The sequence below is a fragment of the Amnibacterium setariae genome (assembly GCF_003581425.1).
Taxonomy (GTDB): Bacteria; Actinomycetota; Actinomycetes; order Actinomycetales; family Microbacteriaceae; genus Amnibacterium; species Amnibacterium setariae.
The window spans coordinates 305908-326442 of sequence record NZ_QXTG01000002.1 but is presented as its reverse complement, the minus strand read 5'-3'; the positions used below and the strand labels follow the sequence as shown (position 1 = coordinate 326442).

At 73.0% G+C, this 20535-nt stretch carries 18 protein-coding genes; 6 read left to right on the top strand and 12 right to left on the bottom strand.

Going from position 1 to position 20535, the window contains the following annotated elements; translation table 11 throughout:
- Nucleotides 1-5: 5 nt before the first annotated feature.
- The 8 genes from D1781_RS09535 to melA form a co-directional block, all read right to left on the bottom strand.
- Nucleotides 6-446, bottom strand: a complete 441-nt coding sequence (locus D1781_RS09535) for a MarR family winged helix-turn-helix transcriptional regulator (protein WP_158590049.1) — start codon at nt 444-446, stop codon at nt 6-8.
- A 23-nt stretch (nt 447-469) separates the two neighbouring features.
- On the bottom strand, nt 470-2152 hold the full coding sequence (locus D1781_RS09530; protein ID WP_119483164.1) for an MDR family MFS transporter: 1683 nt from the start codon (nt 2150-2152) through the stop codon (nt 470-472).
- Between the two features lie 130 nt (nt 2153-2282).
- On the bottom strand, nt 2283-3095 hold the full coding sequence (locus D1781_RS09525; RefSeq protein WP_119482083.1) for a nitrilase-related carbon-nitrogen hydrolase: 813 nt from the start codon (nt 3093-3095) through the stop codon (nt 2283-2285).
- 41 nt (nt 3096-3136) lie between these two features.
- Entirely contained in the window at nt 3137-3676 is a 540-nt protein-coding gene (locus D1781_RS09520; protein ID WP_119482082.1) for a hypothetical protein, read from the bottom strand.
- Between the two features lie 17 nt (nt 3677-3693).
- The gene (locus D1781_RS09515) at nt 3694-4572 is read right to left on the bottom strand and encodes a carbohydrate ABC transporter permease (RefSeq protein WP_119482081.1); all 879 of its coding nucleotides are present in this window, start codon (nt 4570-4572) and stop codon (nt 3694-3696) included.
- Nucleotides 4572-5510, bottom strand: coding sequence for a carbohydrate ABC transporter permease (locus D1781_RS09510; protein WP_119482080.1), 939 nt, complete (start codon nt 5508-5510; stop codon nt 4572-4574). The genes D1781_RS09515 and D1781_RS09510 overlap by 1 nt, the downstream gene beginning before the upstream one ends.
- Nucleotides 5507-6841, bottom strand: a complete 1335-nt coding sequence (locus D1781_RS09505) for an ABC transporter substrate-binding protein (protein WP_119482079.1) — start codon at nt 6839-6841, stop codon at nt 5507-5509. The genes D1781_RS09510 and D1781_RS09505 overlap by 4 nt, the downstream gene beginning before the upstream one ends.
- Nucleotides 6842-7047: 206 nt before the next feature.
- Nucleotides 7048-8340, bottom strand: coding sequence for an alpha-glucosidase/alpha-galactosidase (melA, locus tag D1781_RS09500; protein WP_119482078.1), 1293 nt, complete (start codon nt 8338-8340; stop codon nt 7048-7050).
- A gap of 105 nt (nt 8341-8445) precedes the next feature.
- On the opposite strand from melA, the gene D1781_RS09495 reads away from it, so the two are divergent.
- The 3 genes from D1781_RS09495 (at nt 8446) to D1781_RS09485 (ending at nt 12441) form a co-directional block, all read left to right on the top strand.
- Nucleotides 8446-9261 (top strand): DeoR/GlpR family DNA-binding transcription regulator, encoded by an 816-nt coding sequence (locus D1781_RS09495; protein WP_119482077.1) that lies wholly within the window; start codon nt 8446-8448, stop codon nt 9259-9261.
- Between the two features lie 144 nt (nt 9262-9405).
- Nucleotides 9406-10848: a DUF4832 domain-containing protein gene (locus D1781_RS09490; protein WP_119482076.1), complete on the top strand. Its 1443-nt coding sequence runs from the start codon at nt 9406-9408 to the stop codon at nt 10846-10848.
- Nucleotides 10849-10935: 87 nt separating this feature from the next.
- Nucleotides 10936-12441 carry a glycoside hydrolase family 36 protein gene (locus tag D1781_RS09485; protein ID WP_119482075.1) on the top strand — a complete coding sequence of 502 codons (1506 nt, stop codon included), beginning with the start codon at nt 10936-10938 and terminating at the stop codon, nt 12439-12441.
- Between the two features lie 84 nt (nt 12442-12525).
- Here the strand turns inward: D1781_RS09485 and D1781_RS09480 are convergent, their stop codons facing one another.
- From D1781_RS09480 to D1781_RS09465, 4 genes are read right to left on the bottom strand one after another with little or no spacing between them, the layout of a single operon-like run.
- Complete coding sequence (locus D1781_RS09480) at nt 12526-13407, bottom strand: carbohydrate ABC transporter permease (protein ID WP_119482074.1); 882 nt, start codon at nt 13405-13407, stop codon at nt 12526-12528.
- Nucleotides 13400-14341: a carbohydrate ABC transporter permease gene (locus tag D1781_RS09475; RefSeq protein ID WP_119482073.1), complete on the bottom strand. Its 942-nt coding sequence runs from the start codon at nt 14339-14341 to the stop codon at nt 13400-13402. The genes D1781_RS09480 and D1781_RS09475 overlap by 8 nt, the downstream gene beginning before the upstream one ends.
- The gene (locus D1781_RS09470) at nt 14338-15657 is read right to left on the bottom strand and encodes an ABC transporter substrate-binding protein (RefSeq protein ID WP_119482072.1); all 1320 of its coding nucleotides are present in this window, start codon (nt 15655-15657) and stop codon (nt 14338-14340) included. Before D1781_RS09470 ends, D1781_RS09475 begins: the two co-directional genes overlap by 4 nt.
- 12 nt (nt 15658-15669) lie before the next feature.
- Complete coding sequence (locus D1781_RS09465; protein ID WP_119482071.1) at nt 15670-16935, bottom strand: Gfo/Idh/MocA family protein; 1266 nt, start codon at nt 16933-16935, stop codon at nt 15670-15672.
- A gap of 142 nt (nt 16936-17077) precedes the next feature.
- Here D1781_RS09465 and D1781_RS09460 point away from each other — a divergent pair, with 142 nt between their 5' ends.
- From D1781_RS09460 to D1781_RS09450, 3 genes are all read left to right on the top strand, one after another.
- The gene (locus D1781_RS09460; RefSeq protein ID WP_119482070.1) at nt 17078-17929 is read left to right on the top strand and encodes an ROK family protein; all 852 of its coding nucleotides are present in this window, start codon (nt 17078-17080) and stop codon (nt 17927-17929) included.
- Nucleotides 17930-18083: 154 nt separating this feature from the next.
- The gene (locus D1781_RS09455) at nt 18084-19403 is read left to right on the top strand and encodes a D-tagatose-bisphosphate aldolase, class II, non-catalytic subunit (protein WP_119483163.1); all 1320 of its coding nucleotides are present in this window, start codon (nt 18084-18086) and stop codon (nt 19401-19403) included.
- Nucleotides 19400-20533: an SIS domain-containing protein gene (locus D1781_RS09450; protein ID WP_119482069.1), complete on the top strand. Its 1134-nt coding sequence runs from the start codon at nt 19400-19402 to the stop codon at nt 20531-20533. The genes D1781_RS09455 and D1781_RS09450 overlap by 4 nt, the downstream gene beginning before the upstream one ends.
- Nucleotides 20534-20535: the final 2 nt, after the last annotated feature.

The following is a 20535-nucleotide window of genomic DNA, read 5'->3' as shown; positions in this document are numbered from 1 at the left end:
GCGCGTCACTCGACCGCGGCGGGGCGGGAGAAGCGGTCGAGGAGCTCGGCGAACCGCTCGATGTCCTCCTCCGACCAGCCCGCGAGCGCCTGGTGCATCCGCACCCGCTGCTCGGCCGCGAGCGCCGCGACGCGGTCCCGCGCGTCCGCGGTCGCGGTGATCCACACGATGCGGGCGTCGTGCTCGTCGCGGGCGGACTCGACCAGGCCGTGCTCGCGGAGGTCCTTCAGGTACCGGCTGACCGCGCCCTTGTCCATCTCGAGCGCGCTGACGATCGCGCCGACCTGCACCCGCTCCGCGCGCACGACCTCGCGGAAGACGGGCCACGCCGCGGGCTGCAGGTCGGCGGCCAGCGCGGCCGCCGACCTGCGGATCGTGCGCCGTGCGCCGATCACGAGCCGGTCGAAGGAGTCGTTGATCGAGTCGATCGCCTGGTCGGTGTCCACGGCGCTCACCGTAGCGAAGGAGCTCATCGCCGGTCCGGCACGGCGGTGCGATCGCGGTCGTCGACGCCCTCCGACGTGCTGCCGACCTCGTTCGCGCCGAGCTCGAGCGCGCGCTCCGCGGCCGGGGCGAGCCCCGGACGGCCCTCCGTGTCCGCGAGCTGCTCGACCGCCGTCTTCGTGCTGAGCGGCCGGTTCGGCAGCAGGCAGACGAACAGCAGCGTGACCAGCGTGAGCGGAGCGGCGAGCAGGAACACGTCGCCGATCCCGGTGCCGTAGGCGCTCTCGACGACGCCGCGGATCGGCGCGGGCAGCGCGGAGACCACGGGCACCTCGCCGCCGCCGAGCGCCTTGCCGGCAGCCGCGGCGATCGCCGGGTCCAGCGTCGCCAGCCCGTCCCGGATCAGGTCCGGCACCCGGGCGCCGAGGAAGGCGCCGAGCGCGGAGACGCCGAGCGTGCCGCCGAGGCTGCGGAAGAACGCGATGCTGGCGCTGCCCGCGCCGAGCTGGGTCGCCTGCAGGGAGTTCTGCGTGACGAGCACGAGGTTCTGCATCGTCATGCCGAGGCCGAGCCCGATCACCAGCATGAAGATCGCGAGCGTCCAGTAGGGGGTGTCGACGCGGATCGTGCCGAGCAGCGTGACGCCGGCGACGAGGAGCGTCGCGCCGACGACGACGTACCGCTTCCAGACGCCCGTGCGGCTGATGACGCCGCCGACGACGGTGCTCGCGCCGAACAGGCCGACGACCATCGGCAGGGTCAGCAGGCCCGCCTCGGTCGGCGTGTGCCCCTCGGCGAGCTGCAGGTACTGGCTGAGGAAGACGGAGACGCCGAACAGCACCACGCCGATGGCGAGGCTCGCGAGCACCGCGAAGACGAAGGTGCGGTTGCGGAACAGCGTCATCGGGATGATCGGCTCGCGCACCTTCAGCTCGGTGACGACCGCCGCGGCGAGCAGCACGGCCGCGCCGGCGACCATGAGCCAGCTGGTGGCCGAGGCCCACGCGAACTGCGATCCGCCGAGCGAGACCCAGATGAGCAGCAGGCTGACGCCGGCCGCGATGAGGATCGCGCCGAGGTAGTCGATCGACACCGCCCGCTTCGCCCGCTTCGGCAGGTGCAGGGTGCGCTGGATGAGGACCAGCGCGGCGATCGCGAAGGGGAGCGCGACGTAGAAGTTCCAGCGCCAGCCCCACCCGTCGGTGATCAGCCCGCCGATCAGCGGGCCGCCGACGGTCCCGACGGCCATGACGGCGCCGATGAGGCCCATGTAGCGGCCGCGCTCGCGCGGGCTGACGATGTCCGCCATGACGACCTGGACGAGCGCGGTCAGGCCGCCGGCGCCGAGGCCCTGCACGACGCGGAACGCGATGAGGGTGTTCGTGTCCTGCGAGAAGCCGGCCAGCGCCGACCCGACGACGAAGACGACGAGCGCGAGCTGCACGAGCAGCTTGCGGTTCACGAGGTCGGCGAGCTTGCCCCAGATCGGCGTGCTGACGGTCGTGGCCAGCAGGGTCGCGGTGACGACCCAGGTGTAGGCGGTCTGCGTGCCGTGCAGGTCGGCGATGATCCGGGGCAGCGAGGTCGAGACGACCGTGCCCGCCAGGATCGCCACGAACATGCCCATGAGCAGCCCGGACAGCGCCTCCAGCACCTCCCGGTGCTGCTGCCGCTCCGCCGGTGTCGCCGCCGTTCTCGCCGTGCTCATCCGCACCCCTCCACTCGTTGACCGAAGACAACAGTAGAAGACGTTTGACGGCGATCAACTATTCCCGCGCCGAAGTGCTCACGCTTCTGGACGCCGAGTCGGCGCTTCGGCGTCCAGAAGCGTGAGCACTTCAGGCGAGGAGGGGGCCGTAGAGGTCGGGGCGGCGGTCGCCGAGGAGGTCGACGAGCTCGCCCTGCCGCTTGTCGCGGGAAGCGGGCAGGTCGAGGTCCGCCCAGGCGACGCCGTCCCCGGGCCCGACCCGGTCGACGATGCCGCCGTCGGCGCCCACGACGTGCGTGCCGCCCGCCCAGGTCACGCCGCGCTCCGGCCCCTGCCGGTCCGCGACGAGCACGGCCATGTGGTTCAGCCGCGCCGTGGCCGCGGCGATCTGCACCTCCGGCACGTCGCCGCCGTCGGGCCGCGGCTGCACCGGCCAGTTCGCCGGCACGGCGAGCAGGTCGGCGCCCCGGAGCGCCGCGATGCGGGTCCACTCCGGGAACTCGAGGTCGAAGCAGACCATCACGCCGAGGCGCCCGTACGGCGTCTCGACGACCGCCGGCAGGTCGGAGCCGGGCGTGAAGACGCGCTTCTCGAGGTCCCAGAGGTGCACCTTGCGGTAGACCGCGCGGGTGCCGGACCGGTCGAGCACCGCGGCGCTGTTGTAGAGGCGCCCGCCGCGGCCGAGCTCCGCGAACCCGACCACCAGCACGGCGTCACCGAGCAGCGACGACCAGCGCGCGAGCAGCGGGTCCTCGGCGTCGATCGCGAGCCCGCGCGCCTCCGCCTCGTCGGTGAAGACGTAGCCGGAGGTCGTCAGCTCGGGCAGCACCACGATCTCGGCGCCCGCGGCGAGCACCTCCCGCAGCACGGCCTCCGCGCGGGCGGTGTTCCCGGCGAGGTCGCCGACGACGGGGGAGAGCTGCACGGCCGCGATCCGGGTCATGCGCCGATCGAACCACGCCCGCGGCGCGGGCCGCGGGCGGCTCAGCCGACGACGCGCAGCAGCGCCCGGAGCAGGGCCGTGGTCGCGTCGACGCGGGCGGCGGCGTCGACGCCTACGAACGGCTCGTGGGAGCCGGCCGTGCCGCCGGCGAGACCGCGGACGCGGCGCGCGTCCGCGGCGTCCAGCTCGCCCTCGCCCTCCAGCGCGCGGAGCGCCGCGAACCACTCCCGCCGCGCGGCGCCCTCCAGCCGGACCGCCTCCACCCGGTCGAGCCAGCCGTCGCGGGCGTCGCCGAGCGCGGTCTCGCGCAGCGCGTCCCAGACGAAGAGGTGCACGGCGAGCGGGCCCTCGTCGCCCTCGCCGAGCCGCAGCGCGCGCTCGACCGCCGTGCGGGCGGCCGGCTCGTCACCGTCGCGGAGGCGGCGCAGCGCCCTGTCGAGGAGGTTGTCCGCCGCGAGCCGCACGGCGCGCTCCCGATCGGCGCTCCGCCGTTCGACATCCGTGCGCAGGGCGCCGAACGCACCCCGCCGCGCCGCGTCCCGCCGGAGCCGCTCCCACGCGATCAGGTCGTCCTCAGCCACGGCACGACGGTAGGCGATCAGCCCTTGAGGCCGGAAAACGTCATCGTCTGCACGAACTGCTTCTGCGCACCGAGGAAGAACAGGATCAGCGGCAGGGTCGCGACGACGTTCGCGGCCATCAGCAGCGCCCACTGCGTGCGGCGGGTGCCCTGGAAGCTCGTGATGCCGAGCTGCAGCGTGAACGCCTGGTCGTCGTTGATCGCGATCAGCGGCCACACCAGGTCGTTCCACGAGCCCAGCAGGGTGAAGATCGCGAGCGTCGTCAGCGCCGGCTTCGCGAGCGGCAGCACGATGCGGAAGAACACCTGCCGCCGGGTCGCGCCGTCGATCAGGCCCGCCTCCTCCAGCTCGGGCGGCAGCGACAGGAAGAACTGCCGCATCAGGAAGATGCCGAACGCGCTGGCCAGCCACGGCACGATCGCGGCACCGAGGCTGTCGATCAGGCCGATCTGGGAGAACAGCACGTAGGTCGGGATCATCAGGACCTGGATCGGGATCATGATCGTGGCGACGATGCCGAAGAACCCGAGGGTCCGGCCGCGGAACCGCAGCCGGGCGAAGCCGTAGCCGGCGAGCGAGCAGAGCACCAGGTGGCTGACGATCGCAGTCACCGAGACGAGCACCGTGTTCCCGAGCCAGAGCAGCACCGGCGAGGTGCCGAACAGCTGCCCGAACCCGTCGAGCGTGAGCCGGGTCGGGATGAACGGCGTCGGGATGCGGTTCAGGTCCTCGGCCGGCGTGAGCGCGGCGAGGAACATCTGCACGAACGGGATCGCGAACAGCACCGCGACCGGCGCGAGCAGCAGGTGCCACGGGCTGAACGGCAGCCCGCGGCGGCGCGGCCGCGACCGGCCGGCGGTGGCCGCGGAGGCCGAGGGGAGGGCGCTGGACGACATCAGAAGGCCTCGATCCGGGCTCGGCGGGAGTACAGCACCACGCCGACGGTGATGAGCATCGTGACGAGGAAGAGGGTCCAGGCGACCGCGGAGCCGTAGCCGAACTCGGTCTGCCGGAACGCCGCGTTCCAGAGGTAGTAGACGACCGTCTGCGTCGCGTTCAACGGGCCGCCGCGGGTCGTCGTGTAGACGAGGTCGAACAGCTGCAGCGCCTGGATGACCTGCCAGATCGTCGCGAACACGGCCACCGGCGCGAGCTGCGGCACGGTGACGTGCCAGAACGCCTGCCGCGCCGTGGCGCCGTCGATGCGCGCCGCCTCCACGAGCTCGCCGGGGATGTCCTGCAGCGCGGCGAGGAAGATCACCGTCGTGAACGCGGCGGAGCCCCAGAGGGACATGATCGCGATCACGACCATCGCCTGCCGCGGGTCCTCCAGCCAGCCCTGCTGCGGCAGCCCGATGCGCCGGAGGATGTTGTTCAGCAGCCCGAACTGCGGGCTGAACAGGTAGGTCGTCAGGATGCCGGTCGCGGCGGCGGAGGCGACGAACGGCACGAAGATCGCCGTCCGGTACAGCCCGATGAACCGGATCCGCCGGTTGAGGGCGACCGCGAGCAGCAGCCCGAGCAGGATCGACGCCGGCACGAACAGGGCCGTGTACAGCACGGTGTGCGTCACCGCTGCGGCGAGGTCGGCGTCCTTCAGCGCGTAGGCGTAGTTGCCGACGCCGATGTTCTGCGGCTCGCTGAAGCCGTCCCACCGCTGCAGGGAGAGGAAGAACGACCAGATCGCGGGGAAGATCGACAGCCCGAGCACGAGGACGGTCGCCGGCCCGACGAACGCCCAGCCCTCGAGCGTCAGCCGGAGGCTCCGACGCCGGCGGGACCGCTGCCGGTCCACGCCGACCCCGGACGCGGGGGAGAGGTGCGCGGCGCTCACGGGCCGTTGCCCTCCAGGGCCGCGTCGGCCTTCGCCGCGGCCGCCTTCAGCCCCGACTCGGGCGTGCCCTGGCCCTGGAGCACGGCGGAGATCTGGTCGCCGATCGCCTCGGACAGCTTGTTGTACGCCGGCACCGTCGGGCGCGCGTGCTTCGCGTTCGCGGAGTTGGCGGCCATGACGTCGAGGCCGGGCAGCGCCTTCACCTGCGCCTGGAAGGCGGCGGAGGAGGTCTCGCTCTCGCGGAGCGGCAGGTTGCCGTACTCGACGTTCCACCGCTCGTCCTGCGCCGGGTCGGTGAGCCACTTCGTGAACTCGTACGCCCAGTGGGCGCGGTTCGCGTCCTTGTGGTCGAACAGGGTCCAGAGGTCGGGGCCGGACACCGTCTCGTGGTTCCCGTCCGTGCCGGGCAGGACCGTCACCCCGTAGTCGGTCTTCGCGGTCTTCAGGTCGTAGAGCTGCCACGGGCCGCTCGTGATCATGCCGATGTGGCCGCCGGCGAACAGCTGCCCGAACTTCGTGTCGGTCTGGTCGAGGTAGACGCTCTTGTCGTCGATCGCCATGTCGCGCAGGAGGGTGAGGGCGTCGACCCCGGCGGTGGAGTCGAACGCGGCCTTCTTGCCGTCGGAGGAGAGGACCTCGCCGCCGTTCTGCCAGAGGTGCGGCCAGAACTGCCAGGTCGTCTCCTCGCTGCCGGAGACCGAGTAGGCGTACCCGTACGTGTCGGTCGACTCGTTCGTCAGCTTCTTCGCCGCAGCCCGGAAGTCGTCCCAGGTCCACCGGTCGGTCGGGTACGGGATGCCCGCGGCGTCGAAGAGCTTCGTGTTGTACAGCAGCGAGATGTTGTCGACGACGGCGGGGAACCCGATCGTCTTCTTCCCGGTCGGCCGGGCCGTCTGCCGCGCGGCGCCGCTGAAGCCCTTCCAGTCGACGTCGGGGTCGGCGACCTGCTTCGTGATGTCGAGCGTGCGGTTCGACGCCTCCAGCTGGCTGGCCCAGGACCCGAACGCGTAGGAGACGTCGGGGTAGTTGCCGCCGGCGAAGCTCGCGGAGAGCTTCTGCAGCAGGTCCTCCGTGGACGGCGCACCGGACGAGACGTCGATCTTCACGTTCGGGTGGAGCTTCTCGTACTCGCCGGCGAGGCCCTCGAGGATCTTCTCCGCCTCGTCCGCCTGACCGGTCCACCAGGTGAGGGTGACGTCGGCCTTCGTGTCGAGGGTCGTGGAGCCGCCCCCGCCCGAGCAGCCGGTGAGCGCGGCGACGAGGGCGCCGACGGTCGTGACCGCGGCGGCGACCCGGGCGGTCGATCGTCGGTGGATGGGGATCCGGGGCATGGCTGGCTCCTCGCTCGGTCGGGCGCTGCTCTGCGCTCCCGTCATGGTCGCGAGTGCACGGAGTCCCCGGGAGGTCGCTGCGGACAACGCGCAACCCGATTGCGCGCTCCGCGCTGTTCCGTCACGGGCGCGAAACACGCCGGACGCACTGAGGCCCGCCCGGCTCGCTGCGACGCGAGCGGGGCGGGCCTCGGGACCGCGCGGGGCTACCGCAGGTCGGGCTGGATCAGGTCGCCGTGCGCGGCCGTCAGCTCGTCGCAGAGCGCCCAGATCTGCTCCGGCGTGAGGCTGGAGCTCGCGTTCGGGTCGGCGAGCACGGCCTGGCGCACGCGCTCCTTCGAGCCGGTGCGGGCCGCCTCGATCGTCAGCTCGGCGACGGAGAGGTAGGCGCGGTTCAGCGCCGCGCCCTGCGTCGGGATCGCCCCCATCGGCACGGGGTGCAGCCCGTCGCCGTCGACGCGGACGGGCACCTCCACGACCGCGCCCTGCGGCAGGTTGTCGATCAGCCCGCGGTTCACGAGGTTGCCGTGGATCTCCCGCTCCGTGCCGGTGACGACCGAGTGGATCACCTGCGGCGCGTACTCGGCGGCGCCCTCCTCCAGCTCGAGCGGCTCGCCGGCGGCGAGCGCCCGCTGCGCGTGCTCGAACTCGGCGACGTTCTCCTCGCTGATCCCGATGTACTGCAGCGGCTCGATGCGGAACCGCTCGACCTGCTCGGGGGAGCGGAGGAACCAGTCGAGGTACTCGCTGGAGTGCTCGCTCGTCTCCGTCGGGTAGTACCCGAGCCGGCGGAACATCTCGACCCGGACCCGCCGCTCGAGCTCGGGCTGCGCGGCGATGGTGTCGATCAGGCGCGGGTAGAGGCTCTCGCCGTCCCGGCTCCACTCGAGCAGCCACGCCTGGTGGTTCACGCCCGCGGCGCGGAACCGCGTGCCCTCGAGCGGGACGCCGATCAGCTCGCAGAGGTCGTGCACGGTCCAGTAGACGCTGTGGCAGAGCCCGATCGTCCGGATGTCGGGCGCGACGACGGACGCCCACCAGACGTTCATCGCCATCGGGTTCGTGTAGTTCAGGAACAGCGCGTCCGGGCAGAGCCGGCCCATGTCGCCGAGCAGGCCGGTCAGGAACGGGAAGGTCCGGAGGGCGCGGAAGACGCCGCCGACACCCGTCGTGTCGCCGATCGTCTGCAGCAGCCCGTGCCTCGCGGGGATCTCGAGGTCGAGCCGCGTCGCCGCGATGCCCCCGATCTGGACCATGTTCACGACGAAGTCGACGCCGTCGAGGGCGGCGGACCGGTCGAGCGCCGGCACGATCGTCGCGCGGGCGCCGAGGCGCTCGTTCACCTGCCGCGCCGTGCCCTCCGCGACGGCGAGCCGTTCCGCGTCGACGTCGTGCAGGCGGATCTCGAGATCGGCGAGCTCGGGGAAGCGGAGGAGGTCGGCGAGCAGCTGCCGGGTGAAGACGACGCTGCCGGCGCCGATGAACGCGACGGAGGGCATGACCGCGATCCAACAGCGGGAGTGAGCGATTGCGGGAGGCCCGTTGCGCGGCTCGCGTGAAGTGCGCAATCCTGCTGCACGCTTTCGACCCGAGGGAGGACCGCGATGGCGCAGGCCACCGGGCTGCGGCTGCCGCACGCGTCGTCGGCGAAGCGCGCCGACCGCATGCTCGCGGTCCTGAAGAGCGTGAACGCGCGGGGCGCGGTCTCGCTCGCCGACCTGGCGGGAGAGCTGCAGGTGTCCGCCGCGACCCTGCGCCGGGACCTCGCCGACATGGAGGACCAGGGCCTCCTGATCCGGACCCACGGCGGCGCGCGCCCGCAGGCGCTGCACGACGAGGTGCCGGTGCACCTCCGGGACCTCGAAGCGCGGGAGGCGAAGCACCGGATCGCGCTGCGCGCCGCCGAGCTGATCCCGTCCGGCCCCTACGCGGTCGCGCTGACGGGCGGCACGACGACCGCGGAGATCGCGAAGGCCCTGTCGCGCCGGACGCAGCTCACGATCATCACGAACGCGCTGACCATCGCCCTCGAGCTCGCGGCACGCCCGACGACGAAGGTGATCCTGACGGGCGGCGTCGTCCGCTCGACGTCGTTCGAGGCCGTCGGGGTGCTCGCCGAGAACACCTTCAAGGCCGTGAACGTCGGCACCGCGATCCTCGGCGTCGACGGGATCAGCGCGGAGGGCGGCGCGACCACCCACGACGAGGTCGAGGCGCGGACGAACAACGCGATGGTCGAGCACGCGCAGCGCGTCATGGTCGTCGCCGACGGCTCGAAGGTGGGCCGGATCACGTTCGCGCAGATGGCCGAGACGCGGCAGGTGGACGTGCTGATCACGGACACGACCGCGGACGCGGTCGCCCTCGACGCCCTCCGCGCGGCCGGCGTGACGGTCCACCTCGTCGAGCCCCGCCGCTGACGAGCGCCTTCCACGCTGGTTGAGCCGGGCGCCCCGCGCCCGTGCCGAAACCACCCGAGCTCTGCCGCGGCCGACCGCGCAGTCGCGCTGCGCGATCGGCGAGGCGTCTCGACAGCCCGACGGGTCGGTTCCCACGATGGCCCGATGATCCACTCCACTCCCGCACCCCGGCGCCGCCGCCGGGTCGTGCTCGCCGCGGCCGCCGTCGCCGCGGCCGCCGCGCTCGCCGTGCCCGCGACCGCGGCCTCCGCCCAGCCGGGCCATGCGCCCGGCCGCACCGTGACCTACCGCGCGAGCAGCGCGAACATCGCCAACCCGGAGCGCGGCTTCGACCACGAGACCGACACCCACTACCGCGACGGCGGGAAGGGCTGGCAGGGCCTCACCGACGCGCAGCTGCGCGCCTGGCGGAAGCTCGGCGACACCCAGATCAACCGCGTGTACTACCTCGACGACTTCGCGAAGGGCGCCGACCTCAGCCGCGACCTGCTCGCCAAGCTGCAGCACGACTTCGACGTCGTCAAGCGCAACGGCTTCACCGTCGTCCTCCGGTTCGCCTACGTCGAGGGCGGCGCCGACCCCTACGTCGCGCCCTTCGGCGACGCCGACCTGCCGACCGTGCAGAAGCACATCCGCCAGCTCACGCCGCTGCTCCAGCGCAACACCGGCCTCATCGCGACCCTGCAGCAGGGGTTCATCGGGCTGTGGGGCGAGGGCTACTACACCGACTACTTCGCCGACCCGAAGACGCAGGTCGTCTCCGACGCCGACTGGGCGAAGCGGAGGGCCGTCGTCGAGGCCGAGCTGAAGGCCCTGCCCACCCGGACCGTGCAGGTGCGGACGCCGCTCATGAAGCAGGAGATCACGGAGCGCCCGACCGGCACCGCCGGCGCCCTCACGCCGAAGGAGGCGTACCGGAACACGCTCGCGGCGCGGATCGGCCACCACAACGACTGCTTCCTCGCGTCGCCGGACGACTTCGGCACGTACCTGTCCGACCCGATCACGCTCGACCAGGACTACCTGGCCGCCGACAGCCGCTTCGTGCCGGTGGGCGGCGAGACCTGCAACGTCGCCCCGCCGCTCTCCGAGTTCCCGAACGCCGAGACGCAGATGCGGCGGTTCCACTTCAGCTACCTGAACCGCGAGTACAACACCGACGTGCTCGACTCGTGGGGCGCCGCCGGCGTCGCGACGACCGAGCGGAGGCTCGGCTACCGGTTCCAGCTCACGTCGAGCACGGTGACGAGCGGCCGGACCCCGACCGTCACGGTCCGGGTGAAGAACACGGGCTGGGCGGCGCCGTACAACGCGCGACCCGCGAAGCTCGTGCTCGTCAGCGGGAAGCACCGGTACTCGGTGCCGTTGAAGACGGACGTGCGCCGCTGGGCCGCCGGCACGACCTCGACGGTGCGCGCCGCGATCCGGCACCTGCCGCACGGGAAGTACGCGGTCTACCTGGCGCTGCCGGCCGCCGACAAGAAGACCGCGAAGGACCCCCGGTACGCGATCCGGACCGCGAACGTCGGCACCTGGCACGCCTCGAGCGGCCTGAACGACCTGCACCAGACGGTCCGCATCCGCTGACCTGCACGACTCGCGTCGGACGGCGGCGGGCCGGGAGGCTGCTCCCGGCCCGCCGCCGCGACCGGCACCGACCGTCCGGGAGGCCCCGTGCACGCCGAAGCCCGCTTCCCCGACCTCGCCGTGCCGGTCCGCGCCGCGGGCCCGCTCACCCGCCTCGGGCTCGGCTGGCTGGTGCCGCCGGGCCCCGTCGCGGTGCTCCACCCCTTCGACGAGGGCGCCTCCTTCTACCGGCACGGGTGGAACTCGTGGAGCCCGAGCGGATGGCGCCGCCTGACCGAGCCGCCGCTGCGGATCGGCGGCGACCCCGCCCGCCTGCTCACCGCGGACGACGCGGCGAACGACACCCCGCTGGCCCACTCCGGCAGCGCCGTCGGCGCGCTCGAGGGGCCCGACGGCCGCGTGCTGCTGCTCGGCGCGCTCGGGCTCGGCACGCCGCGCGTCGGCGCCGACCGCCACGTGCTCCACGGCACGACGGAGGACGCCGGCGACGGCTGGTTCCTGGCGTGGGGCCGGGAGGACGAGGTGTTCGGCGCCTACGCGGCGCTCCTCGCCGAGCGCCTCGGCGGCCGCGACCGGCGTGCGGGCGCCGTCTGGAGCAGCTGGTACTCGTACTACGAGGACGTCGACGAGGACCTGCTCGCCCGCACGGTCGAGGACCTGCGCGGCCACCCCATCGACGTCGTGCAGCTCGACGACGGCTGGGAGGCCGCCGTCGGCGACTGGACGGCGAACGACCGCTTCCCGTCGGGCATGGCCGCGACCGCGTCCCGGATCGCGGCGGCGGGCTTCCGGCCGGGGCTCTGGCTCGCGCCGCTGATCGCGCTGCCGCGCTCCCGCTTCGCCCGGGACCACCCCGAGCTGCTCGTGCAGGACGACGACGGCCGCCCCCTCGTCACCGGCACGAACTGGGGCACCGGGTACTTCGCGCTCGACACCACCCGCCCGGAGGCGCTCGACCACCTGGCCGACGTCGTGCGCCGGGCCGTCGCCGACGGCTTCACCTACCTGAAGCTCGACTTCCTGTACGCGGGCGCCGTGCGCGGCCGTCGGTCGCGCGACCTGCCCCGCGAGCGGGTCTACCGCGACGCCGTCGAGCACGTCCGCCGCGCCGCCGGGGACGACGTCCACCTGCTGGGCTGCGGCGCGCCGATGCTGCCGTCGGCCGGGGTGTTCGACGGCGTCCGCGTCGGGCCGGACACCGCGGCGTTCTGGGACAACGGGGAGCGGCGGGACGACCCCTCCGGCAGCGGCGCGCGGAACGCGATCGCCGCCTCGATCCCGCGGACCTGGCTGCGCCCCCTCTACGAGCTCGACCCGGACGCCGTGTACTTCCGCCGGCGCCGCAGCCTGCTCGACGAGCCGCAGCGGCAGCTGGTCGAGGACGCCGCGACGGTGCTCGGCTTCCGGCAGACCTCCGACCCGATGGCCTGGCTCGACGCGGGCGAGCGGGACGAGCTCGACGCGTGGCTGCGCGCGCCCCCCGCCGTCGAGCGCTTCGGCCGGACCCGGTGGCGCGTCGACGGGCGCGAGGTCGACTTCGCGCCCGTGCTGGACGGCAGCGCCCCGGCGTCGCCCGCGACCCTCGTCGAGTAGCCGCGCCGGCGGGGCCCTCCGCTGCTGATCCCGCCGAGCGCTCGGCCGGTCCAGCAGCGGAGCGCCCCGGGAGCGCCCCCGTGCCTACTTCAGGCCGGAGGAGGCGATCCCGTCGATCACCCGGCGCTGCAGCAGGATGAACGCGATCAGCACCGGCGCGGTGGCCATCAGGCTCGCGGCCATGATCACGGGGTAGTCGACGGTCACGCTGCCGGACAGCGTCGCGAGGCCCGCCGCGAGCGGCTGCAGGCCGGCGTAGGTCGACACGACGAGCGGCCAGAGCAGCTCGTTCCAGCTGAACAGCACCGTCGTGATCGCGAGCACGCTGATGTTCGAGCGCACGAGCGGCACCATCACGCGGGTGAAGATCTGCCAGGGATTCGCGCCGTCGATCCGCGCCGCCTCCTCCAGCTCGTTCGGCAGGTTCAGGAACGCCGTCCGCATGAGGAAGGTGCCGAAGGCGCTGAACAGGCCGGGCGCGACGATGCCCGGGATGGTGTTGAGCCAGCCGAGCTGCTGCACGATCTGGTACTGCGACAGCAGGTAGACCTGCGACGGCACGAGCAGGATCGACAGCACCAGCCCGAGCAGCAGGTTCCGGCCCCGGAACCGCATGCGCGCGAACGCGTAGCCGGCGAGGGTGCAGAGCACGATCTGCGCGACCGTCCGGATCACCGTGATGGTGACGGACACGCCGAGCTGCGGCAGGAACGGCAGCTGCTCGAAGACGTCGACGTAGTTGTGCCACTGCAGCGTGCCCGGCCAGAACGTCGGCACGACGCTGCGGACCTGGCTGTTCGTCGACAGCGACATGATGATCTGCCACAGGAACGGGAAGGCCATCAGGAAGCCGCCCACCCCGAGCACGACGTGCGCGAGCACGTGCCGCGGCCGCCGCCGGCTGCGCGTCGCCGGCGTCCGGGTGCGGACCGTCGCAGCGGCCCTCGTCTGCACGGCGCTAGACATTCGCCACCCACCTCCGCTGGAGCCGGAACTGCAGCAGGGTCACGAGCCCGATCAGCACGAAGATCGCGATGGCGATCGACGCCGCGAAGCCCTGCTGGTTGTCGACGAACCCCGCCTGGAAGAAGTAGAAGACGAGCGACATCGACGACGGCATCGCCGGGTTGCGCGGCCCCATGATCGCGTAGAGCAGGTCGAAGAGCTGGAAGCTCGAGATCACCGTCACGACCACGACGAAGAAGATCGTCGGGGTCAGCAGCGGCACCGTCACCGACCGGAACCGGCGGGAGGGCGAGGCGCCGTCGAGCTCGGCGGCCTCGTACAGCTCCGGCGGGATCGCCTTCAGGCCCGCCGCGAGCACGATCATCGAGAAGCCGAGCGACGACCAGAGGCCGACGATGGAGACGGCGACGATCGCGAAGCCCGGCGTGCTGACCCAGTACGGGCCCGGGATGCCGACCAGCGACAGCACCCAGTTCAGGATCCCGTAGTCGCCGTTGAACATCAGGCGCCAGACGAGCGCCACCGCGGTCGGCATCGCGATGTAGGGCAGGAAGAAGAGGACGCGGTAGAAGGACGCGAACTTCAGGCCCGGCGTGTTCAGCAGGGCCGCGAGCCAGACGGCGAGCGGCACCCCGAGCAGCACGATCGCCGTGTAGATCAGCGTGTTGCCGAGCGACAGGTAGAACTCCGGGTCCTGCACGAGCGCGACGTAGTTCGCGACGCCGCTGAACGTCTGGCCGCCGAACACCCCGAACGTGGTGAACGAGAACCAGAACGTCTGCACGATCGGCCACAGGTAGAAGACGACGACGCCGACGAGCAGCGGGGCGACGAAGAGGACGGGCCACCACCCGTCTCGGAGGACGCCGGAGCCGCCCCGCCGTCGGGCGGGGCGGCCGGCTGCGCGGGGTGCCGCGCGGTGCAGCTCGGTCATTCCTTCGCGAGCGCCGCGTCCATCTGGTCCTGCAGCTGCTGCAGGGTGGAGTCGACGGGCGAGGTGCCGGCGAAGACCCCCGGCAGCAGCTTCGCCTCGAGCGCGTTCCAGGCCGCCGTGTTATTCGACACCGGCAGCGGCTTCGCGTAGGCGACCTCGTCGAGGAAGACCTGCAGGTCGACGCCGGGCATCGACTTCGCGAACGACGCCTGGGTGCCGTTGAACGCCGGGATCACGGCGCCCATGTCGCCCTGCTGCTGCTGCGCCTCCTTGCTCGCGAGGTACACCTGCAGCGCCTGCGCCGCCTGCGTGTTCTTGCTGCCCGCCGCGACGACGTTCGAGACGCCGTGGATCACGGTCGCCTTCTGCTCGCCCTTCGGCAGCGGCGCGACCTGCACGTCCTTCGCGACGGGCGAGTCGGCGATCTCGGAGCGGCCCCAGTCGCCGCCGATGAGCATCGCGGCCTTGCCGCTCACGAACCACTGGTCGGCGGGGGTGTCGGTGAGCTGCTTGACGGAGGGGGAGCCCTTCGACGCGATCAGGTCGCGCCAGAAGACGATGCCCTTCTTCGTCGCGTCGCTCGCGTACTCCGACTTCTTCCCGTCGGCGGAGAGCACGCTGCCGCCGGCCTGGAAGATCGTGTCGTAGTAGGTGGTCTGGCCGTCCATGCCGGCCGCGACGCCGTAGATGCCCTGGCCCTTCAGCTTCGACGAGATCGTGTTCGCCGCGGTCGTGAGGTCGTCCCACGTCCAGTCGCCGGTGGGCACGTCGACGCCGGCCCTCGCGAAGAGCGCCTTGTTGTACCAGAGCCCGATCGTGTCGAAGTCCTTCGGGACGCCGTAGTGCACGCCGTTCGCGGTGTAGAGGTCGACGAGCGCGGACGGGTAGTTCTTCGGGTCGATCGCGCCCGCCTTGATGGCGCCCGTGATCGGCTCGACCTTGCCGTTGTCGGCGTAGAGCTGGAAGTTCGGGCCGTTCAGCCAGAACAGGTCCGGCAGCGTGTTGCTCGACGCCTCGGTCTGCAGCTTCGTGAAGTAGGTGTCGTAGGGCGTCACGTCGACGTTGACCGTGATGCCCGGGTACTGCTGCTTGAAGCCGGCGAGGTTCGCCTGGATCGCCTTCACCTGCGTCTGGTCCCAGAGCGCGTAGGTGATGGTCGCCTTCAGGTCCTTCGGCGCCTTCGAGTAGTCGCCGCCGCCCCCGCTGGGTGCGCCGCCCCCGGAGGAGCAGGCCGCGAGCAGGAGCCCTGCCGCGGCGGCGCCCGCGATGCCGGCGAGGGCGCGTCGGGTGATGGGTCGATTCAGTGGTCGGTGCATGGTTCCGTCCGTTCAGCTGCGTGGTGCGGGAGTGGTGCGGGAGGAGGAGTCAGGGGCGGAGGAGGAGCGCGCGTCGAGCCGGGCGACGAGGTCGGCGGGCAGGGGTGGCACGTCGCGCGGGGTGCCGCCGTCGCGGAGCGACTCCGCGGCGAGGGCGCCGGCGGCGACCGCGTCGCGGGCGGCGACGAGGGACACCTCCGTGGGTGCGCCCGTGGCGACGTGGCGGAGGAACTCGGCCATGGTCCGCACGTCGGCCTGCTCGTGGCCCTCGCCCTCGCCCTCGATCGCCACCTCGACGTCGCCGGCGAGCTGCCAGTCGTGGCGGCGGTTCCAGACCCGGATCACGCCGCCCGGGGTGTCCCCGAAGTTCTCGAGCCGGCCGCGGGTGCCGATCACCGTGTAGTTGCGCCAGTAGTCGGGGGTGAAGTGGCACTGCTCGTAGCTGGCGGTGACGCCGTCGCCGAGGTCCATGAGCATCATCGAGACGTCCTCGACGTCGATCACGGGGTTCAGCCCGGTCTGCGCCTCCGGCGGCCAGTTGTCGTGCGAGAACCAGTCCGGCATGACCTCGCCCTCGTGGGTGCCGCGGTCGTGCACGTCGCCGTAGACGGTCAGTGCGCCGAGCGCGGTGACGCGCTTCGTCGACCGCCCGGCGAGCCAGTGCATGACGTCGAGGTCGTGGCTCGCCTTCTGCAGCAGCAGCGAGTTCACGTGCCGCCGCTCGGCGTGCCAGTCCTTGAAGTAGAAGTCGCCGCCGTTGCCGACGAAGTGGCGGCACCAGATCGACTTGACCTCGCCGATCGCTCCGTCGTCGATCAGCGCCTTCATCTGGCGGACGACCGACATGTGCCGCATGTTGTGGCCCACGTAGAGCGGGGTGCCGGTGCGGGCGGCGGTCTCGAGCAGGCGGTCGCAGTCCTCGACCGTGATCGCCATCGGCTTCTCGAGGTAGACGGCGATGCCGGCCTCGAGCAGCGGGACCGCGATCGCGGCGTGGGTGTCGTCCGGCGTGGTGACGATCGCGGCGTCGAGCTCCGCCTCGATCGCGTCCTCGAGGGCCGCCGCGATCCGCACGTCGGGCCCGAAGCTCCGGGCCGCGCGGGCCCGGCCGACCTCGGTCGGGTCGACGGCGAGCACGAGCCGCGCCGGCGTGTCCGTGGCGCCGACGTGCTGGGCGATCTCGGCGCGCTGCCCGATCCCGATCACCCCGACCCGCAGCGCCCTCGTGCCGGTCGTGGCGGTCGATCCCGTCGTGCCCGTCGTCCTCGCGTCGCCCATGCCGCCTCCCCGTCGTCGGTGGGCGGCAGTCTGGCGCCGGGCCGCCGCGGTGTGATCGGTCCGGCGACAAACGCGCAGTCGGACGGCGCGATTCGCGCGGTCCGATCGCTCGCCCGGCCCGCGGATCCGGGATGCTGGCGCCATGGACGAGGACGTGCTCGGGGTCGACGTCGGCGGCACCGCGGTCAAGACGTGGTGGCGCGGCGAGGCGGGACCGACGGTGCCGACGCCGAAGGGCGACGCGACGGGCGAGCGGACGGCCGACCTGCTGGCCGGGCTCGCCGCGGGCTTCCCCGGAGTGGCCGCGATCGGCGTCGCGACGCCCGGCATCGTCGACGACGAGGCGGGCGTCTGCCGCATGTCCGTGAACCTCGGCTGGCGGGAGGTACCGGTCCGCGACCTCCTCGAGCGGCGGACCGGCCTGCCGGTCGCGCTGACGCACGACGTGCGCGCCGGGGCGGTGGCGGAGCGCCTGAGCGGCGCGGGCGCCGGGCGGCCGGGTGCCCTCGTCTTCGCGCCCGTCGGCACCGGGCTCGCCCTGGCGGTCGTGGACGCCGACGCCCGGCCGGTCGGCACCGGCTGGGCCGGCGAGGTCGGCCAGCTGCGCTTCGGGGAGGGGCCGAACCGCGGCCTCCGCGTGGAGGAGGTCGCATCGGCCGGCGGCCTGGCCCGCCGCTTCGGCGCCCCGGAGGCCGCGCCGGTGCTCGCCGCGATGCAGGCGGGCGACGCCGTCGCGGCCGCCCGGTGGCAGGAGACGGTCGACGCGCTCGCCGAGGTGCTCGCGTGGGCGGTCGCGCTGATCGCCCCGGGCACCGTCGTCGTGGGCGGCGGGCTCGTGCGGGCCGGGGACGCGCTGCTCGACCCGCTCCGGGCCGCGCTCGCCGTGCGGCTCGCCGGCTTCCCGGAGCCCGTCGTCGTGCCGGCGGCGCACGGCACGGCGGCCGCGGCGATCGGCGCCGCGCACCTCGCGGGGCTGCGGCGGGCAGCCGGATGACCACCACCCGGCCGATCGCGCACCCCTCCTCGACCGTCCAGGTCGCGCGCGCATCGTGCAGTCCTGATGAGCGGTTCCGCCGGCGGCACCGGTCCGGCCGCCCGCGGCGCGGACGATGGACCCCGCACTCGACGGAGGGAAGGCGCACGACCGCATGACGGACCACCTGGGAGCCGTGCTCCGCGCGCACAAGGCCGGCCGCGCGGTCGGCATCACCTCCGTCTGCTCGGCGCACCCGCTCGTGCTCGCAGCGGCGATGCGGCAGGCCTCGGCGGACGGTGCACCCGTCCTCATCGAGGCGACGTCCAACCAGGTCGACCAGTTCGGCGGCTACACGGGCATGCGCCCGACCGACTTCCGCGACCTCGTGCACGGCATCGCCGCGGAGGAGGGCTTCCCGATCGACCGCGTCGTGCTGGGGGGCGACCACCTCGGACCCAACACCTGGCAGGGCGAGGCCGAGGAGTCCGCGATGGCGAAGGCGGAGGACCTCGTCCGCGCCTACGCCGCCGCCGGGTACACGAAGCTGCACCTCGACTGCAGCATGCCGCTCGCGGGGGACGCGACGCCGCTGACGGACGAGGTCGTCGCCGTCCGCGCCGCCCGCCTCCTCGCCGCCGCCGAGGACGCGGCGCCGGACCCGTCCGCGGTCCGCTACGTGATCGGCACCGAGGTGCCGGTGCCCGGCGGCGCGCACGAGACCATCGACGCGCTCGCGCCCACCCCGCCCGACGCGGCGCGCGCCACCCTCGCGGCGCATCGGGCCGCGTTCGACGCCGTGGGTGCGGGCGCGGTCTGGCCGCGGATCATGGCGCTCGTGGTGCAGCCCGGGGTCGAGTTCGACCACCTCCGCGTGTTCGACTACGACCCGTCGCGCACCGCCGCCCTCCAGCACGTGCTCGACGACGAGCCGTACGCGGTGTTCGAGGCGCACTCCACCGACTACCAGCTCGAGGAGGGCCTGACGGCGCTCGTGCGCGACCACTGGGCCGTGCTCAAGGTGGGCCCGGGGCTCACCTTCGCGCTGCGGGAGGGCCTCTTCGCGCTCGCCGCGATCGAGGACCAGCTGGTCCCGGCCGCCGACCGCTCCGACCTGCTCGAGGTCGTCGAGCAGGTGATGCAGGACGATCCGGGCCGCTGGCAGCGCTACTACGAGGGCACCGCCGACGAGCAGCGCATCGCCCGGCGCTTCAGCTACAGCGACCGCATGCGGTACTACCTGCCGCAGCCGAGGATCGAGGAGGCCGTGGACCGGCTCCTGTCGAACCTCGCCGGCGCCGGCGTGCCCGAGCCGCTGCTCAGCCAGTACCTGCCCGCGCAGTACGCGCGGGTCCGTCGCGGCGAGCTGGTGAACGACCCGCACGCCCTGCTGCTCGACCGGGTGCGCGACGCGCTCCGGCCCTACTCCGCCGCCGCGCGGACGTCCGACCTGCCCGCCGAATCCGCCGCTTCCCCGTCTGGAGACCTCCGATGACCGACACCCTCCCCACCGCGACCGTCGGCGACGGCACCGTCACCGAGCGGGAGATCAGCCAGCAGCCCGACGTCTGGCGCGAGACCGCGCGGATCATCACCGACCGTCGCGCCGAGCTCGACGCGTTCCTCGGCCCGCTGCTGGGGCTGCCGGACCTGCGCGTGGTCCTCACCGGTGCCGGCACGTCCGCCTTCGTCGGCGAGGTCGCGGCACCGGGGCTGTCGCGGCGGCTGCACCGCCGGATCGAGGCGATCGCCACGACGGACCTCGTGGCCGACCCGCTCGGCAGCTTCTCGGAGGACGTCCCGACGCTGCTCGTCTCCTTCGCCCGGTCGGGCAACAGCCCGGAGAGCCTCGCCGCTACCGAGCTGGCCGACCAGGTCCTGCAGCGGGTGCACCACCTCGTCATCACCTGCGACCCCGAGGGCCGGCTCGCGCAGCAGCACGGCGACCGCGACCGCTCCTTCGTGCTGTTCACCCCGGCTCGCGCGAACGATCAGGGCTTCGCGATGACGTCGAGCTTCACGTCGATGCTGCTCTCCGCGCTGCTCGTGTTCCTCGGCGACGACGACGCGACGGTGTCGGCGCTCGCGACGGCGGGGGAGCAGGTGCTGGCCTCGCGCGACCGCGTGCAGCGCATCGTGGAGCGGGAGCCCGAGCGCATCGTCTACCTCGGCAGCGGCCCCCTCACGGGCCTGTCGCGCGAGTCGGCGCTGAAGATGCTCGAGATCACGGCGGGCAGCGTCGACACCTACTTCGACTCGGCGCTCGGCTTCCGGCACGGCCCGAAGGCGGTCCTCGACGACCGGACGCTCGCGGTCGTCTACACGTCGAACGACCCGTACACCCGCCAGTACGACCAGGACATCACCCGGGAGCTGCGGGAGGCGATCGGCCAGGACGCCGTGATCGCCCTCCGGGCCGGCGCGGCGGACGACGGCGCCGACTGGGGTCTCGAGGGCGTCGAGCAGGTCGACGACGCGTTCCTCGCGCTCCCGTACGTGGTCGTCGCGCAGCTCCTCGGCCTGCACACCTCCGTGCGGATCGGCGCGACGCCGGACAACCCGTTCCCCGGCGGCAGCGTGAACCGCGTCGTGCAGGGCGTCACGATCCACCCGCTCGAGGCCTGATC

Bases quoted from the DNA above. Each gene is read 5' to 3' on its own strand.
- D1781_RS09530 (WP_119483164.1), bottom strand. From the start codon at position 2,152: ATGAGCACGGCGAGAACGGCGGCGACACCGGCGGAGCGGCAGCAGCAC.
- D1781_RS09525 (WP_119482083.1), bottom strand. From the start codon at position 3,095: ATGACCCGGATCGCGGCCGTGCAGCTCTCCCCCGTCGTCGGCGACCTC.
- D1781_RS09515 (WP_119482081.1), bottom strand. From the start codon at position 4,572: ATGTCGTCCAGCGCCCTCCCCTCGGCCTCCGCGGCCACCGCCGGCCGG.
- D1781_RS09505 (WP_119482079.1), bottom strand. From the start codon at position 6,841: ATGCCCCGGATCCCCATCCACCGACGATCGACCGCCCGGGTCGCCGCC.
- melA (WP_119482078.1), bottom strand. From the start codon at position 8,340: ATGCCCTCCGTCGCGTTCATCGGCGCCGGCAGCGTCGTCTTCACCCGG.
- D1781_RS09495 (WP_119482077.1), top strand. From the start codon at position 8,446: ATGGCGCAGGCCACCGGGCTGCGGCTGCCGCACGCGTCGTCGGCGAAG.
- D1781_RS09490 (WP_119482076.1), top strand. From the start codon at position 9,406: ATGATCCACTCCACTCCCGCACCCCGGCGCCGCCGCCGGGTCGTGCTC.
- D1781_RS09480 (WP_119482074.1), bottom strand. From the start codon at position 13,407: ATGTCTAGCGCCGTGCAGACGAGGGCCGCTGCGACGGTCCGCACCCGG.
- D1781_RS09475 (WP_119482073.1), bottom strand. From the start codon at position 14,341: ATGACCGAGCTGCACCGCGCGGCACCCCGCGCAGCCGGCCGCCCCGCC.
- D1781_RS09470 (WP_119482072.1), bottom strand. From the start codon at position 15,657: ATGCACCGACCACTGAATCGACCCATCACCCGACGCGCCCTCGCCGGC.
- D1781_RS09465 (WP_119482071.1), bottom strand. From the start codon at position 16,935: ATGGGCGACGCGAGGACGACGGGCACGACGGGATCGACCGCCACGACC.
- D1781_RS09460 (WP_119482070.1), top strand. From the start codon at position 17,078: ATGGACGAGGACGTGCTCGGGGTCGACGTCGGCGGCACCGCGGTCAAG.
- D1781_RS09455 (WP_119483163.1), top strand. From the start codon at position 18,084: ATGACGGACCACCTGGGAGCCGTGCTCCGCGCGCACAAGGCCGGCCGC.
- D1781_RS09450 (WP_119482069.1), top strand. From the start codon at position 19,400: ATGACCGACACCCTCCCCACCGCGACCGTCGGCGACGGCACCGTCACC.